Here is a 14,088-nt window from a genome sequence, read left to right as displayed (position 1 = left end):
CCTAGTTAGCGGCAAAAGTCGCTTTAAAATCTTTCAACGCTTTATGTAAAATTTCTTCTACTTCTTTATCAAGAACCTTTTTAGTTCTGATTTGCTCAAAAATTTCAGGGTATTTTGCCTCAATATATGGATATAGCTCAGCCTCAAATTTTGTTACATTTGCAGTTGCAACATCATCTAAATAACCCTTAGCACCAGCAAATATGATAACTACTTGATTCTCAACTGGAAGTGGAGAATATGGAGGTTGTTTTAGTACTTCAACCATCTTTTGACCACGCTCTAGTTGTTTTCTCGAACTCTCGTCAAGGTCGCTTGCAAATTGAGCAAACGCTTGTAGTTCGCGGTATTGAGCAAGGTCTAGTCTTAGTGTACCAGAAACTTGTTTAATAGCTTTTATTTGAGCCGCACCACCAACACGAGATACAGAAAGACCAACGTTGATCGCTGGACGGATACCTGAGTTAAATAAGTCGCTCTCAAGGAAAATTTGACCATCTGTAATAGAAATAACGTTTGTTGGAATATAAGCTGAAACGTCACCCGCTTGAGTCTCAATAATAGGTAGAGCTGTTAAAGATCCCGCACCTAGCGCGTCATTTAGCTTACTTGCTCTCTCAAGAAGTCTTGAGTGAAGGTAGAAAACGTCGCCCGGATAAGCTTCACGGCCTGGCGGTCTTCTTAAGATCAAAGACATCTCACGGTAAGCAACCGCGTGTTTTGACAAGTCATCATAGATGATTAGCGCGTGGCGAGAGTTATCTCTAAAGTATTCACCCATTGTTACGCCAGCGTATGGTGCAAGGTATTGAAGCGCAGCTGCGTCACTAGCACCAGCATTTACAACTATCGTATAGTCCATAGCACCATATTCTTCAAGTTTTTTAACTACTTGAGCAACGGTTGATTGTTTTTGACCGATAGCTACATAGATACAAATGACATCTTGACCTTTTTGGTTGATGATAGTATCGATAGCAACTGTTGTTTTACCAGTTTGGCGGTCACCAATGATAAGCTCTCTTTGTCCTCTACCGATTGGCACAAGTGCGTCAATCGCTTTGATACCTGTTTGAAGTGGCTCATGAACGCTCTTTCTAGCCATGATACCTTTTGCTTTTTCTTCGACGAAGCGAGATTCAGTAGCTTCGATTGGTCCTTTTGCGTCGATTGGCTCACCGAGTGAATTTACAACACGACCAATTAATGCGTCGCCAACTGGAACGCGTAGAAGTTTTTTAAGTCTTTTTACAGAGCTTCCTTCTGTGATACCGCTAGTTTTTCCAAGGATAACTATACCAACACTGCTCTCTTCAAGGTTAAGAGCCATACCTTTTTCGCCGCTTTCAAATTCGACCATCTCGCCAGCCATAACGTTTTTCAAACCATAAACGTTAGCAACGCCATCAGCGACTGAGATGACTTTACCGGTCTCTTCTACATCAACACTTAAATCAAAATTTTCAATACGCTCTTTGATTATCGTGCTAATTTCGTCAGCTTTAATTTTTGCACTCACGCTTTCACTCCTTTTTAAATTGCTTTTAATATATATTCACTCATTTGACTTTTTAGTCTATCGATAGAGAAATTTATCTCGACACCTAAATCATCTAACTCAACTTTTACGCCGTTGTAATCGCTCTTTGAGCCATCAAGCTTGATCTTAGAGTTAAATTTCTTAGAGAAATTCTCTTCCAAAGCTTTCAGCTGCTCAGCGCTTAGGTCAAAATTTCCAATAACCTCGCCACGATATGTATTTTCAAGCAAAGATTGCTCTATCTTCATCTCGTTTAAGATCGCTGGGATAAGCTCCAGTCTTTTATTTGCGCCAAGAAGCTTAATAAAATTTGCAAATTTGACATCTTGACTTTTAACCAAAGATAGTACAAAATCAACCTTTTGTGAAGCCTTTAAAGTAGGCAAACTTATAATGCTTTTAAATTTATCGCTAGCAAAAGCAACAGCTAGCTCTGATAAATTTTCAACAAATGCATTAAGTTCATTGGATTTTACATCGCTTAAGATCGCTTTTACGTATTTTTTAGCTACTACTTCATTCATTAGCTAACCTTTTTAAGTATAATATTTACAAGCTCTTTTTGATCGACTTTTAGGCTATCGCTTGAGAAAATGTCGCTCAAAATTTCATTTACAACGCCTTTTGTCATCTTGCGCTCTTCAAAATCTTTTTGCTCTTTGTAGCTCTTTTGAAGATTTGCTATATCATTTTGAGCATCGCTTTTAACCTTAGCAGCTAAATTTAAAGCCTCTTTTTTTGCAGTTTCGATTAAGGAATTTGCATTTTGTTTAGCTTCCTCAACACGTTTTAGAGCATCATCTTTTTTGGCTTTAGAATCGCGTAGCTTTTCTTGGATACTTTCAAGCTTATTTGCGATCCTATCAATTCTGCTTTGATAAAGAGCTTTTAGTGGCTTAGCTGCAAAATATACCAAAATAGCAAAGAAAAGTAAAAAGTTTAGCGTTCTCTCTACTATATCGTAATTTGTTCCGCCATGCCCACTAGCATAAGCTAGAAATGGAAGTGCTAAAAAAAATAAAATTTTTATCTTCATAAAATTCCTTTAAATTTTAGAGAGCTTGGCATTTAAAGCCGCTCTAAGTTCAGGTAGTTTAGCTGATAGATCTGCCTTTAGGTTATCTTTCTGGGAGCTTAGAGCATTTAAAAATTCATTGTAATCAGCCTCTAAACTAGTTTTTACAGCATTTACTTCTTTTAAAGACTCTTCTTTTGCCAAATTTAAGGCTTCATGCCTTATTTTATTGGCCTCAGTCCTTGCGTTTAATATAATCTCTTCAATCTCTTTTTCATGAACACTTAGATCACTTGCATTTTTACTAGTACTCTCTTCATCATTTTTTATAGAAGCATTTCTGTCATCTATAAATTTGAGCATTGGCTTATAAAGCAAGGAATTCAAAATAGCGATCAATACCAAGAAAACGACAGCCGTTAAAAGCATCAATGGCACATCTATTTCTAACATCCACTCTCCTTATTTTATCATTAAGTTTTATTTAATATTCAAATTAAAGTCTGATTTTACAATAAATTACTAAAAATAAAAATAAATTTGTAATTCTATTTTAGCCTAGAAATAAATTCTTCCACCTGTGAAATATTATTAAATTCTAAAACTAGATTGCTAGATTTTACTTTTGCTTTTATCTTTAAATTTTTAAAAATTTCTTGTAAATTTGATAGTTTTTTGCTCATTTCCTCAGAAATTTTTGGCTTTTTGTCTTTTATCTCTTCCTTATTTTTTATCTTTTTTACTAAAATTTCTGTGTCTCTAACGCTTAGCTTTTGACCAATTATTGTATCAACAACCATCTTTTCTTCTTCAGTACTAAGTCCAACTATAACTTTAGCGTGACCTTGCGTTAGCTTATCTTCTTGTAAAAGTTTTTGTGTGTAGTCGCTAAGAAGTAAAAGCCTCATCGTATTTGTTATTTGAGTTCTACTTTTATGAATGATATTTGCCAAGCCATCTTGTGTGATCTTATACTCATTTATGAGCTCTTTATACGACTTTGCAAGTTCGATTGGATTTAAATTTTCACGTTGGATATTTTCGATAAGCGCAAGCTCTCTTAAATTTTGAGACTTGATATCAGCTATGATCGCCTTTATCTTGTTTGCTCCGAGCATCTTTGTGGCGCGGTACCTGCGCTCACCGGCTATTAGCATATAACCATCATCTTTTTTGATGACGATTATTGGCTGGATCAGTCCGTGCCTTTTGATGCTAGCACTTAGCTCTTTTAAAGCCTCTTCATCAAAATGCGTTCTTGGCTGGTATGGGTTTGGTAAAATTTCATCTATATTTATCTCTTCGACTATCTCAGAGTCATTTAAATTTGCGATCTCTTTACTGTAGGCTTGCTCTACATCTTCAAGTATCGCGCTAAGTCCTCGCCCTAATCCACCTTTTTTAGCCATTTTTTTCCTTATTTTTTAGTTTAAAATACAATATGCCAAATTTTGATACGCAATTGAGCCAGGCGATTTTATATCATAAAGTATCACTGGCTTACCAAAACTTGGGCTTTCAGCAAGTTTCACATTTCTTGGAACGACCACAAATTCCTCTTTGCTATCCTTGCTCTTAAAGAGCTTATTTTCAAAATGCTGCTTTAAATTTGCAATGGTCTCTTTTGAGAGATTATTTTGCGAACTAAACATAGTTGGTAAAAATCCCTTTATATTTAGCTTTGGATTTATCGTCTTCTTAATAATCTTAACCGTATTTAAAATTTGAGCCAAGCCTTCAAGTGCGTAAAATTCACATTGAATCGGGATGATAACACTATCACTTGCACTAAGAGCATTTATCGTAATGCTACCAAGTGCCGGAGGACTATCAATTATAATAAAATCATAGTCGTTTACAACTTCTGAAATTTTATTTTTAAGGATCAGTTTATAGTCCTTATTTTGATCGTTAAATTCTTGTTCAATACCGACAAGCCCTATATTTGACGGAGCCAAAAAAAGTGTTGGGATCTCAGTTTTTAATACAATTTGCGAGAGCTTTTTTCTGTCTGTTAAGACGTGATAAATGTTAAACTCATAGTCACTTCTGCTAAAACCAAGTCCAGTTGTCGCATTTGCCTGTGGATCGATGTCTATTAATAATACTTTTTTTTCAGCAACCGCCAGTGATGCGGCTAAATTTACAGCTGTTGTAGTCTTGCCAACGCCGCCTTTTTGATTAGCTATTGTTATTATCTCGCTCATCTTAAAGAATATACCTTTTCCCCATTTAGTAAGATCGCTCCATCATCGCAAATTTCAGCATCCTGAAGCGAAACAGCTCTATTTGCAATATGCGTAATAAAACCTTTTGACTTGCAAAAGTCTATCCTAAATTTGCTAAAAATTGGCTTCCATAAAATCTTTTTATCAAGCATGCTAATAAAGCCCCAAACTAGCTCATCTACGCTAGTTTTTATATCCAAAATGCCCGCATTTTCAGGTGCGCTAGCTAAATTTATCCCCATGCCACAAATGTAAATTTCATCTACTTTATTTGTTAAAGTGCCACCTATCTTGCGCTCGTCCACATAAAAGTCATTTGGCCATTTTAACCAGCACTTTGAGCCAAGTTCGCTCAAGACTTCACGCATCAACATAGAAAAATATATCGAGATCGAAGGCGGTGGTATGTCGCTTGGCAACTCATCTTCGCTTATACAAAATGACATAAATAAATTTCCGCCAAGCCCCTCCCAGCTGTTGCCACGGCTGCCGATGCCTTTGGTTTGATTATACGCCACGATCATGTGCGGTGGCTTTATCTCGCCGTTTTTTAGGGCCTTTATCAAAAATTCCTGTGTCGAAGGCAGACTTTGAAAAAACTCTACTTTCAAATCACACCTTAAATTTATAGAAGTGATTTACCGGATTTTGTCCACCGCCGATGATGACCGCATTTTTGATAGCGTTAAAGATATAATCATGCGCATTTTTTACGCTCTCTTTTAGACTAAGCCCATTTGCTAAATTTGAAGCTATAGCGCTTGATAGCGAGCAGCCTGAGCCGTGTGTCGCAGTCGTTTTTATACGCTCATCGCTAAAAATTTCATATTCACTGCCATCATAAAATATATCAAGCGACTTGCCTTCTATCTCGCCACACTTTAGATAGACGCTCTTTGTGCCAAATTTCAAAAGCTCCTTACAAGCCTCTTTTAGCTCGCTCTCGCCTTTTAGCTCACGCTTTAAAATTTCGCGCGCTTCAAAGATATTTGGCGTGATCACGCTTGCAAGTGGGAAAAGCTCCTCCACGATCGCGTCTTTTGCAGCGCCCTCTAGCCAGATGTCGCCATTTTTACAGCTCATGACAGGATCAAGCACGACTGGCGGTAAATTTTTGATCTCTCTTAGCGTTTTTGCGACGCTTTTGATGATCTCAACGCTTGGGACAACGCCTATTTTTATCACATCAACTCTTATATCATCAAATATCGCTTTTATCTGATCCTCGATGAGCTTTGGCTCAACTAACTGCATGCCAAATATGCCCTTTGTATTTTGAGCAGTGACCGCCGTGATCGCTCCCATCGCATATACGCCGTGTGCTATAAATACCTTTATATCAGCTAAAACTCCAGCTCCGCCACTTGGATCAACCCCTGCTATACTTAACGCATTTTTCATAACCTCTCCTTTAAATTTATTTTAATTCATCGCCGACGCTAAGGCGCTTACCATTTATATATGCTTTTGCGTTTGTTGGCTTTTTGCTTGGCTCTTGAAGCTCGTAAATTTTGACCGCCCCACCCTTGCAAGCAACCACGACGTGGTCCTTTTCTATGCTTAAAATTTCTCCGCTTTTGCCACTTTTTTCGCTTAGCTCAAGCGATAAAATTTTTAGCCCACTTGCCAGATAAAGCCCTGGCCAAGGTGTGAGCGCACGAAATTTATTATAAATTTGCCCCGCCTCTTCGTCAAAGCTAAAAAGCCCGTCGCTCTTACTTATCTTTTTGCAGTGCGAGGCCTGCGCGTCGTCTTGCTTTTGTGGCTTTAAATTTTCAAAATTCTTAAGCACTTTTACGATTAGCTCACCGCCAAGCTCGCCAAGCTCACTAAAAAGCTCGCTTGACATCTTGTTTTCGCAAGGCGTGTAGATGAAGTCTAACATATCGCCAGTATCAAGGCCAGCGTCCATTAGCATAGCTGTGACGCCAGTTTGCTTCTCGCCTGCTAGGATCGCGCTTTGAATGGGGCTTGCGCCTCTATATTTTGGCAAGATCGAAGCGTGTAAATTTATACAAGTCGCCACGTTAAGCACGCTCTCTGGCAAAATTTTGCCGTAAGCTGCCACCACGATAAATTTAGGCTCAAATGCCTTTAGCTCGTTAACTACCGCCTCATCTTTTAGCGTATTTGGCGTAAGGACTGGCACACCTACTAGCTCATTTTTCGCGTAAATTTTTACCTCGCTTGGAGTTAAAATTTGCTTTCTACCAACTGGCTTATCAGGCTGGGTAAAGACCGCTTTTATATTAAAGCCAGCCTCTTTTAGGTGCCTAAGTATCCTAACAGCATAATCAGGCGTCCCCATAAAAACTACATTCATCACTTTCCTTTAAATTTCAACGACTTTTATTTTGATCTACGTTTTTACTGCCAGACGGCCAAGAGGCGCATGGATCTTCTTGCCAGTCAATCTTTTGAAATATCAAACTTCCTAGCTCATTAATGTTAACTTTGCCACTACGATCAAGATCCAGCCTCTTAAATTCCTCACTAGTGCATAGATCTGGTGCTATTTTTAGCGCTGATGGCACTTTGCAGGACGTCCACTCATCTAAATTTAGCATGCCGTCACGATCTATGTCATTGTAATCCAAAAACATATACGCCGGATCCGCTGGATCACAGCTATATACACCAAGACAAAATAGCATAATGCAAAAAATTTTCTTCATTTTATACTCTCAAATTTCTATGCCCAAAGCACTAAAAGATCGCAACTCAAAGCTCTTTTTTTAGTAGCTCAAGCAGTGCAAATTTAAGCTCGTCGATGTTCTCGTTTGTTGCTGACGAGATCGGCAAAATGAAATATGGCTTTGAATGATCAAAGCTGAGTAAATCTTGTTTGTAGATAAATTTACCGTTTTGCTCTGGTTTTAGCTTTAAAAATTTCATAAATTCTTTTATATTTTCATCTAAATTTTCCGCCGCATCGACTCTGGTGATAGCGATAGCATAGTCCCTACTAGCAAGTACACTTGAAAATTTAGCGACTTCTTCTTTTAGCACACTAAACTGCTCGCTCATACCTCTATAGTTTGCTCCGTCTATCATGAAAAGTAAAATTTTATTTCGCTCGATATGTTTTAGAAATTTAACGCCCAAACCGCGTCCATCGCTCGCCCCCTCGATAATACCAGGAATGTCAGCCATGACAAAGCCACTAAACTCATCGACCTCAACAAGGCCAAGCTTTGGCGTAAGCGTTGTAAATTCGTAGTTTGCGATCTGTGGTTTGGCGTTTGATACTGTTGAAATAAGTGTTGATTTACCAACATTTGGAAAGCCCACTAAACCAACATCAGCAATGAGCTTTAGCTCGAGCCTGACCTCTATGCTCTCTTCTGGCATACCTTTTTGTGCGTATTCTGGAGCTTGGTTAATAGAGCTTTTAAAGTGAAAATTTCCGAGTCCACCTTTACCGCCTTTTAAAAATAGTGTCTTTTGCCCCTCGCTAACTATGTCACAGAGTAGTTCATTTGTCTGTGCATCATAAACAGCTGTGCCAGGAGGGACTATTAGTTCTAAGTTTTCGCCTTTTTTACCAGTCATTCGCTTGCCTATGCCAGCTTCACCATTGCCAGCCTTCATGGCTCTTTTACCCTTATAATTTGCTAAAGTGTGGGTGTTGTTGTCACAAATAAAATAAACGTCTCCGCCGTCTCCGCCGTCTCCGCCATCAGGACCGCCTAAAATGACGTGTTTTTCACGGCGAAAACTCACAGCTCCAGCTCCACCATGCCCCGAACTTAGAATTAATCTTGCACTATCTATAAACATTTTTTACCTTAAATTTTTTATTTGGATTATATCCAACTTTACTGAAATTAAATCGTGATATCTTGATTAAAATAAAGCAAATATAAACACCATGAAGCTCGAAATATAGAGTTGTGATTGATTTAAAATTTCTCTCAAACAGCTATTTGAAAAATTCTAAACACTAAATAAAAATTTTGATTTTTGAATAATTTTAAGAAAGAAAGGGGCGATTGCCCCTGGTATTATGCAGCTGGATAAACAGATACTTTTTTTCTGTTTTTATCGAGTCTTTCAAATTTTACAAAGCCGTCGACTAATGCAAAAATTGTGTGGTCTTTGCCAAGACCTACGTTATTTCCAGCGTGAGTTGCTGTTCCTCTTTGGCGGATGATTATATTTCCAGCACGAACGAACTCACCACCAAATTTCTTAACACCTAATCGGCGTCCGATACTATCACGGTTATTTTGGGTTGAACCCTGACCTTTTTTGTGTGCCATATCTTATCTCCTTAAGCTGCGATACTTACGACTTTTACACGTGTAAATTGTCTTCTAAAGCCGCGTTTTAGTTTTGAGTCTTTACGTCTGCGTTTTTTGTAGATAACTACTTTTTTGTCTTTGCCTTCATTAACGACCTCAAGAACAACTTTTGCACCCTTCACAAATGGCGCACCTACCTTTACTTCGCCGTCATTTACAGCTAAAACTTCTGTAATCTCAACGGTTGATTTAGCTTCAGCACTAAAGTGATCTAGCTTAAGGTACTCGCCCTCGCTAACACGATATTGCTTACCGCCATGCTTAAATATAGCGTATTTTGACATACTCTACCTTTCTAAATTTGGTAAGACCAAAAAGCGCTTTTGGATTTCAAAAGACTTGGGGAGCTTTGTTGGTTGTAAGAGACGGATGATACCCAAAAATTTATAAATTTAAGTTGAATGGGGCGGAAATTTATCCGCCTTTTTGTTTAGCTTAGTAGTCAAGTTCCGGTTTTGGGGTCTTTTCGGTAGATGCAGGGAATGACGGATATTCGACTTTAGGCATTTTGCCTGTTAGCGAATTTAAAAACGTCACTATATCGGTAGCTTCTTTATCGTTTATCTCGATACCTAGCTGTACGCTGCCCATCATCTTGACGGCATCTTTTAGCGACCAAACCGCGCCGTTGTGGAAATATGGAGCCGTCAGCTCGATATTGCGCAGCGTAGGAGCTTTTACTAGGCCGTTTGCGTCACCTTTAAAGTCGCCCAAATTTGCAAATTCGTATTTACCCGCAACCTCAAACGGCTGTAAAGTACCGCCCAAATTTATACCGTTATGGCATGTAGCGCAGCCTTTGTCGATGAAGGTTTTTAGGCCTTTTTTCTCAGCGCCGTTTAGTGCAGCTTCGTCGCCTTCTAAAAATTTATCAAATCTAGACGGAGTTACGAGCGTTCTTTCAAAGATACCTATCGCCGTCGTTACTAGTTCAAAGCTCACATCGCTATTAAACGCAGCCTTAAACTCGCTCACATAAGCAGGGATAGATTTTAATCTCTGCTCGACGAGCTCAGGAGTAGAGGCCATCTCCGGCATCGCAGTCATCGGTCCGGCAGCCTGAGCAGCTAGGTGAGCGGCGCGTCCGTCCCAAAACTGCACCGAGTTAAATACGGAGTTGTAAACCGTCGGGGCATTTACATGATGAGGGTTTGGTGTCCATTTGTGACCGGTAGATGCAGGCACGCCGTCCGCTCCGCCTAGGCCCAAGTTGTGACAGGTGTTGCAGCTGATAATGCCGGATTTTGATAATCTTGGATCAAAATAAAGCCTCTTACCAAGCTCATATGCAGCCATAGTGGTTGGGTATTTCTCAGCATCTGGAGAAGCTTCGTTTATCGCCTTGGTTAGCGCCTTTGGATCGCTAGGGATAGCGACTAGACCCGCATCTAGGGCGTCTTGGATCAAATTTTGAGCGTTTAGCGCCGTAGCTAACGCAACCGAACCCAACAAAACTGACTTAATTTTCATTAAATGCTCCTTTAAAAATAGAATTAGATCACAATTATAATGTTTTATGGTTAAATATAAATAAATTTTATTATTTATTATAAATTACTTTTAAGTAGTTTTAGTTATTTAAGATAAGATATATCTTCTTTATTTTTATTGAATAGTATTAATTATTAGTCTATTTTGTATAAAATTTGCTATAGCTTGGCTACATAAGAAATACTTCAATTTAACCTCGCTTTAGATATAATCGCCAAAATTTAAGCAAACTCAGGATAAAAATGGCAGGCGAAGACCAAGAAAAAACGGAAGAACCCACCCCCAAAAAAATAGAAGATGCACGCAAGGATGGCAATGTACCTAAAAGTCAAGATCTTGCGGGTTTTGTTACTCTTGTTATTGCTATTGGTGTGCTACTAGCGATGCTAAATTTTATGAAAGAGCAAATCATCTCACTTTATATCTATTATTCTAAATTTATCGGTCAGCCTCTAACCCTACCAACAGTCAAGCTAATCGTTGTAAACACCTTTGCTAGAGCACTTTTGATGATCCTGCCAGTTTGCATATGTGTAGCAGTTGCTGGCATTATCGCAAATGTAATGCAGTTTGGATTTATCTTTACGACAAAGCCCATAACGCCAAATTTTGGCAAGATAAATCCTCTAAAAGGCATCAAAAATCTCATCTCTATGAAAAAAGCGATCGATAGCGTTAAAATTGTGCTAAAAGTTAGTATTGTCTTTGGTGTTGGATTTTATTTTTTCTTGCAATTTATCAAAGAGCTTCCACATACGCTATTTTTGTCGATGTTTGATCAGCTTGGTTGGCTAAAAGAAAAACTCATCATCTTAGTTAGTGTCATGCTCTTTATACTTTTTATAATAGGACTTGCTGACTTACTAATAGTGCGGTTTCAATATTTTAAAGATCTTCGTATGAGCAAACAAGAGATAAAAGACGAATACAAACAAATGGAAGGTGATCCACAAGTTAAAGGCAGAATCCGTCAAATGCAAATGCGTGCAGCAAAAAGGCGAATGATGCAAAACATCCCACAAGCTGATGTGGTCATAACAAATCCAACCCATTATGCCGTAGCGATAAGATACGATAAAAGCCGTGACGAAGCACCGATCATACTAGCAAAAGGAGTTGATTATTTAGCATTGCAAATCAAAAAAATAGCCATTGAAAATGGTGTGCAAATTTATGAAAACCCACCACTCGCAAGAGAGCTTTATAAAATTTGTGAAGTTGATGATACGATACCAGCACATCTTTTTAGAGCCGTAGCCGAGGTGCTAAGCTTCGTTTATATGAGCAATAAACAAAAATTTAAAGATAAACTTTGATAAATCCTACTCTTGCTACTAGAAGTTACTAGCAGCAAGAGAATTTATCTATTATAGATATCCAAAAGCAGTTGCAAAAATATAGCCAAATATACAAGAGGATATAACGCCAATAAGACCCGGAATGATAAAGCTGTGATTGATAACAAATTTACCAATATGTGTCGTACCGCTTCTATCAAACTGAATAGCCGCAAGATCGCTTGGATATGTTGGTAGGATGTAGTATCCGTAGCAAGCTGGTGCAAAGGCTAGAATGATAGCAGGATTAACATCGATATTTAATGCTAATGGCACAAATGCAACCAAGGCCGCAGCTTGAGAATTTACAAATTTTGAGATAATCAAAAGCATAACCGCATAAGTCCAAGGGTGCTCTTTTACGATGCTTCCTAGTGCCTCTTTCATCATCGGAGTGTGTACTGCAAACATAGTCTCAGCCATCCAAGAGATACCAAAAACTGCAACAAGAGCGATCATACCTGATCTAAATATCTCGTTTTTACCGATCTTGCTAGCATCTGTTGGTGTAAAGATTAAAATGATAGCGCCTGTTAAAAGCATGAAAATTTGGATAACATGAACCATGCTTAGGCTTTTTGAAGATGCTTGTTTGTTGCTTATATTGATGTAAGCACCTTGAAATTCTTCTTTTGCGCCTTTTTCATTTATATATGTTACTGCACCATCAGCCGTGCGAGTAAGAGTTTGATTTGCATCTTTGCCGATGATTTTGACTGATTGAGCTTTTTGATTGGCATTTAACTTATCGTTTGCTACTTTTAACTCGGCCGCCTCTGTTTGGATACTAGCGTCTTTTATTTTTAAGGTTTTTAAAACCTTTTGCTCAGTTGGGAGGTTGGCTATTACTTGAACGACTGTTGCATCTTTGTAAGTAGTCCAGCTTGGGCGAAGATCTTTAAAATATCCAAGAAGTGCTACTACAAGAATAGAGCCTAAAAATATCCACATTGCAGCCCACTGATAGCCAGGAAGCTTTTTGCCTAAAAGTGTCGCACTATCGCCATAAACATATTTTTTAAACTCAGGATCTTGAAGCTTTGCTTGAAAGACTTCGTCTTTATCAAGATCTTTGCCTCTAAACCAGCTAAAAATTCCTACCGCCAAAACACCGCAAAATGTTGATGGAATCGTAATCTTTAAAAGATCCAAATATCCATCAAAGCCAGCTAAGTGAGTTTTAGCATTAATAAGAAAGCTTGTAAGAGTTACAACAGCAACTGAAACTGGGCTTGCGATGATGCCCATTTGTGAGGCTATCGAGCTTGCTGCCATTGGTCGCTCTGGGCGGATACCATTTTTGATAGCAATGTCATAAACGATAGGAAGCACAGTATAAACAACGTGTCCAGTACCGCATAAAATAGTAAGCGTACATGTTACAAAAGGAGCCAAGATACTTACATATTTTGGATTTTTTCTAAGTATGGTTTCTGCTATTTGAAGCATAACATCAAGACCGCCACTAGCTTGAAGTGTAGCACTTGCCACAACAACAGCAAGGATAGTTAGCATAACATCAATTGCTGGCTTACCAGGCTCGATATTAAATCCAAAAACGAGGACTATAAGACCGATACCGCCTAGCATACCAAGTGCGATACCGCCTTTTTTAGCTCCGTAGAACAAACAGATAAGGACGATGAGAAGCTGAATAGCAAACTGCATGCCTTCACTTAAATTCATGAGAAAATCCATGAAACCTCCTAAGTTAATATAAATTTAATCAAGATTATATCTCTTATGGATTTAGATTAAACTTATATTTTAAGGATGATTTGATACAAATATAATGTTTTGATTAAGAAGGCTTATTTAGGATAAATTTTTATAAGATTATCTCTTACAAATTTTTTATTTGATCTTGAAGATTTTATTTGTCTTAGAATATATAAAATGAAAATAGCATTGTTATATTTTAAATTTATTAATAATAAAAATTTATTTAAATTTTATAAATAACCTAGAAAAATAGCATAAAAACATTGTGAATATGAAATTTAATAGAACCAAGAGAAAAATGATTGATGTTTAAGGAAAGGTTAATGGTGGTTAGAGGCAGAATCGAACTGCCGACACGCAGATTTTCAGTCTGCTGCTCTACCGACTGAGCTATCCAACCACCTGTTAAAGAAAGTCAGATTATACATGTTTAATATTTAAAGCAAGTTTA

Annotated in this window: 16 protein-coding genes and 1 tRNA gene; 1 reads left to right on the top strand and 16 read right to left on the bottom strand. The window is 38.0% G+C overall.

Going from position 1 to position 14,088, the window contains the following annotated elements:
• Position 1: 1 nt before the first annotated feature.
• The 14 genes from atpA to F3G66_RS01895 form a co-directional block, all read right to left on the bottom strand.
• Entirely contained in the window at positions 2–1,519 is a 1,518-nt protein-coding gene (gene atpA, locus F3G66_RS01960; protein WP_009294343.1) for a F0F1 ATP synthase subunit alpha, read from the bottom strand.
• Positions 1,520–1,533: 14 nt separating this feature from the next.
• Positions 1,534–2,064, bottom strand: coding sequence for a F0F1 ATP synthase subunit delta (locus F3G66_RS01955; protein ID WP_149706971.1), 531 nt, complete (start codon positions 2,062–2,064; stop codon positions 1,534–1,536).
• A complete protein-coding gene (locus tag F3G66_RS01950) occupies positions 2,064–2,576 on the bottom strand; it encodes a F0F1 ATP synthase subunit B (RefSeq protein WP_149706970.1) in 513 nt (170 codons plus the stop codon). Before F3G66_RS01950 ends, F3G66_RS01955 begins: the two co-directional genes overlap by 1 nt.
• 9 nt (positions 2,577–2,585) lie before the next feature.
• Complete coding sequence (locus F3G66_RS01945; RefSeq protein ID WP_072593826.1) at positions 2,586–3,008, bottom strand: FoF1 ATP synthase subunit B'; 423 nt, start codon at positions 3,006–3,008, stop codon at positions 2,586–2,588.
• Positions 3,009–3,103: 95 nt separating this feature from the next.
• The gene (locus tag F3G66_RS01940; RefSeq protein WP_149706969.1) at positions 3,104–3,964 is read right to left on the bottom strand and encodes a ParB/RepB/Spo0J family partition protein; all 861 of its coding nucleotides are present in this window, start codon (positions 3,962–3,964) and stop codon (positions 3,104–3,106) included.
• A 15-nt stretch (positions 3,965–3,979) separates the two neighbouring features.
• Positions 3,980–4,762 (bottom strand): ParA family protein, encoded by a 783-nt coding sequence (locus F3G66_RS01935; protein ID WP_021090449.1) that lies wholly within the window; start codon positions 4,760–4,762, stop codon positions 3,980–3,982.
• Positions 4,759–5,394 (bottom strand): biotin--[acetyl-CoA-carboxylase] ligase, encoded by a 636-nt coding sequence (locus F3G66_RS01930; protein ID WP_149706968.1) that lies wholly within the window; start codon positions 5,392–5,394, stop codon positions 4,759–4,761. Before F3G66_RS01930 ends, F3G66_RS01935 begins: the two co-directional genes overlap by 4 nt.
• 1 nt (position 5,395) lies before the next feature.
• On the bottom strand, positions 5,396–6,184 hold the full coding sequence (gene thiD, locus F3G66_RS01925; RefSeq protein WP_103641760.1) for a bifunctional hydroxymethylpyrimidine kinase/phosphomethylpyrimidine kinase: 789 nt from the start codon (positions 6,182–6,184) through the stop codon (positions 5,396–5,398).
• Between the two features lie 16 nt (positions 6,185–6,200).
• Positions 6,201–7,106, bottom strand: coding sequence for a methionyl-tRNA formyltransferase (gene fmt, locus F3G66_RS01920; protein WP_149706967.1), 906 nt, complete (start codon positions 7,104–7,106; stop codon positions 6,201–6,203).
• Positions 7,107–7,122: 16 nt separating this feature from the next.
• Entirely contained in the window at positions 7,123–7,458 is a 336-nt protein-coding gene (locus tag F3G66_RS01915) for an EF-hand domain-containing protein (protein WP_149706966.1), read from the bottom strand.
• A 46-nt stretch (positions 7,459–7,504) separates the two neighbouring features.
• Entirely contained in the window at positions 7,505–8,563 is a 1,059-nt protein-coding gene (gene obgE / locus F3G66_RS01910) for a GTPase ObgE (protein ID WP_149706965.1), read from the bottom strand.
• Positions 8,564–8,787: 224 nt separating this feature from the next.
• Positions 8,788–9,045, bottom strand: a complete 258-nt coding sequence (gene rpmA, locus F3G66_RS01905; RefSeq protein ID WP_002942569.1) for a 50S ribosomal protein L27 — start codon at positions 9,043–9,045, stop codon at positions 8,788–8,790.
• An 11-nt stretch (positions 9,046–9,056) separates the two neighbouring features.
• The gene (gene rplU / locus F3G66_RS01900) at positions 9,057–9,371 is read right to left on the bottom strand and encodes a 50S ribosomal protein L21 (protein WP_021090648.1); all 315 of its coding nucleotides are present in this window, start codon (positions 9,369–9,371) and stop codon (positions 9,057–9,059) included.
• Positions 9,372–9,522: 151 nt separating this feature from the next.
• A complete protein-coding gene (locus F3G66_RS01895; RefSeq protein ID WP_149706964.1) occupies positions 9,523–10,557 on the bottom strand; it encodes a cytochrome-c peroxidase in 1,035 nt (344 codons plus the stop codon).
• Positions 10,558–10,820: 263 nt separating this feature from the next.
• Between F3G66_RS01895 and flhB the strand changes: the two genes are divergently transcribed.
• Entirely contained in the window at positions 10,821–11,894 is a 1,074-nt protein-coding gene (flhB, locus tag F3G66_RS01890; RefSeq protein ID WP_149706963.1) for a flagellar biosynthesis protein FlhB, read from the top strand.
• Positions 11,895–11,945: 51 nt separating this feature from the next.
• On the opposite strand, the gene F3G66_RS01885 is transcribed toward flhB, so the two are convergent.
• Both F3G66_RS01885 and F3G66_RS01880 read right to left on the bottom strand, forming a co-directional pair.
• Positions 11,946–13,613: an anaerobic C4-dicarboxylate transporter gene (locus tag F3G66_RS01885; RefSeq protein WP_072593834.1), complete on the bottom strand. Its 1,668-nt coding sequence runs from the start codon at positions 13,611–13,613 to the stop codon at positions 11,946–11,948.
• 348 nt (positions 13,614–13,961) lie between these two features.
• Positions 13,962–14,037: transfer RNA gene (locus F3G66_RS01880), tRNA-Phe, on the bottom strand.
• Positions 14,038–14,088 lie beyond the last annotated feature (51 nt).

Origin of the sequence: Campylobacter concisus (genome assembly GCF_902460665.1) — a bacterium.
Classification (GTDB): domain Bacteria; phylum Campylobacterota; class Campylobacteria; order Campylobacterales; family Campylobacteraceae; genus Campylobacter_A; species Campylobacter_A concisus_AL.
This window is presented reverse-complemented; position numbering and strand designations above follow the sequence as displayed.

Bases quoted from the DNA above. Each gene is read 5' to 3' on its own strand.
- F3G66_RS01955 (WP_149706971.1), bottom strand. From the start codon at position 2,064: ATGAATGAAGTAGTAGCTAAAAAATACGTAAAAGCGATCTTAAGCGAT.
- F3G66_RS01950 (WP_149706970.1), bottom strand. From the start codon at position 2,576: ATGAAGATAAAAATTTTATTTTTTTTAGCACTTCCATTTCTAGCTTAT.
- F3G66_RS01945 (WP_072593826.1), bottom strand. From the start codon at position 3,008: ATGTTAGAAATAGATGTGCCATTGATGCTTTTAACGGCTGTCGTTTTC.
- F3G66_RS01940 (WP_149706969.1), bottom strand. From the start codon at position 3,964: ATGGCTAAAAAAGGTGGATTAGGGCGAGGACTTAGCGCGATACTTGAA.
- F3G66_RS01935 (WP_021090449.1), bottom strand. From the start codon at position 4,762: ATGAGCGAGATAATAACAATAGCTAATCAAAAAGGCGGCGTTGGCAAG.
- thiD (WP_103641760.1), bottom strand. From the start codon at position 6,184: ATGAAAAATGCGTTAAGTATAGCAGGGGTTGATCCAAGTGGCGGAGCT.
- fmt (WP_149706967.1), bottom strand. From the start codon at position 7,106: ATGAATGTAGTTTTTATGGGGACGCCTGATTATGCTGTTAGGATACTT.
- F3G66_RS01915 (WP_149706966.1), bottom strand. From the start codon at position 7,458: ATGAAGAAAATTTTTTGCATTATGCTATTTTGTCTTGGTGTATATAGC.
- obgE (WP_149706965.1), bottom strand. From the start codon at position 8,563: ATGTTTATAGATAGTGCAAGATTAATTCTAAGTTCGGGGCATGGTGGA.
- rpmA (WP_002942569.1), bottom strand. From the start codon at position 9,045: ATGGCACACAAAAAAGGTCAGGGTTCAACCCAAAATAACCGTGATAGT.
- rplU (WP_021090648.1), bottom strand. From the start codon at position 9,371: ATGTCAAAATACGCTATATTTAAGCATGGCGGTAAGCAATATCGTGTT.
- F3G66_RS01895 (WP_149706964.1), bottom strand. From the start codon at position 10,557: ATGAAAATTAAGTCAGTTTTGTTGGGTTCGGTTGCGTTAGCTACGGCG.
- flhB (WP_149706963.1), top strand. From the start codon at position 10,821: ATGGCAGGCGAAGACCAAGAAAAAACGGAAGAACCCACCCCCAAAAAA.
- F3G66_RS01885 (WP_072593834.1), bottom strand. From the start codon at position 13,613: ATGGATTTTCTCATGAATTTAAGTGAAGGCATGCAGTTTGCTATTCAG.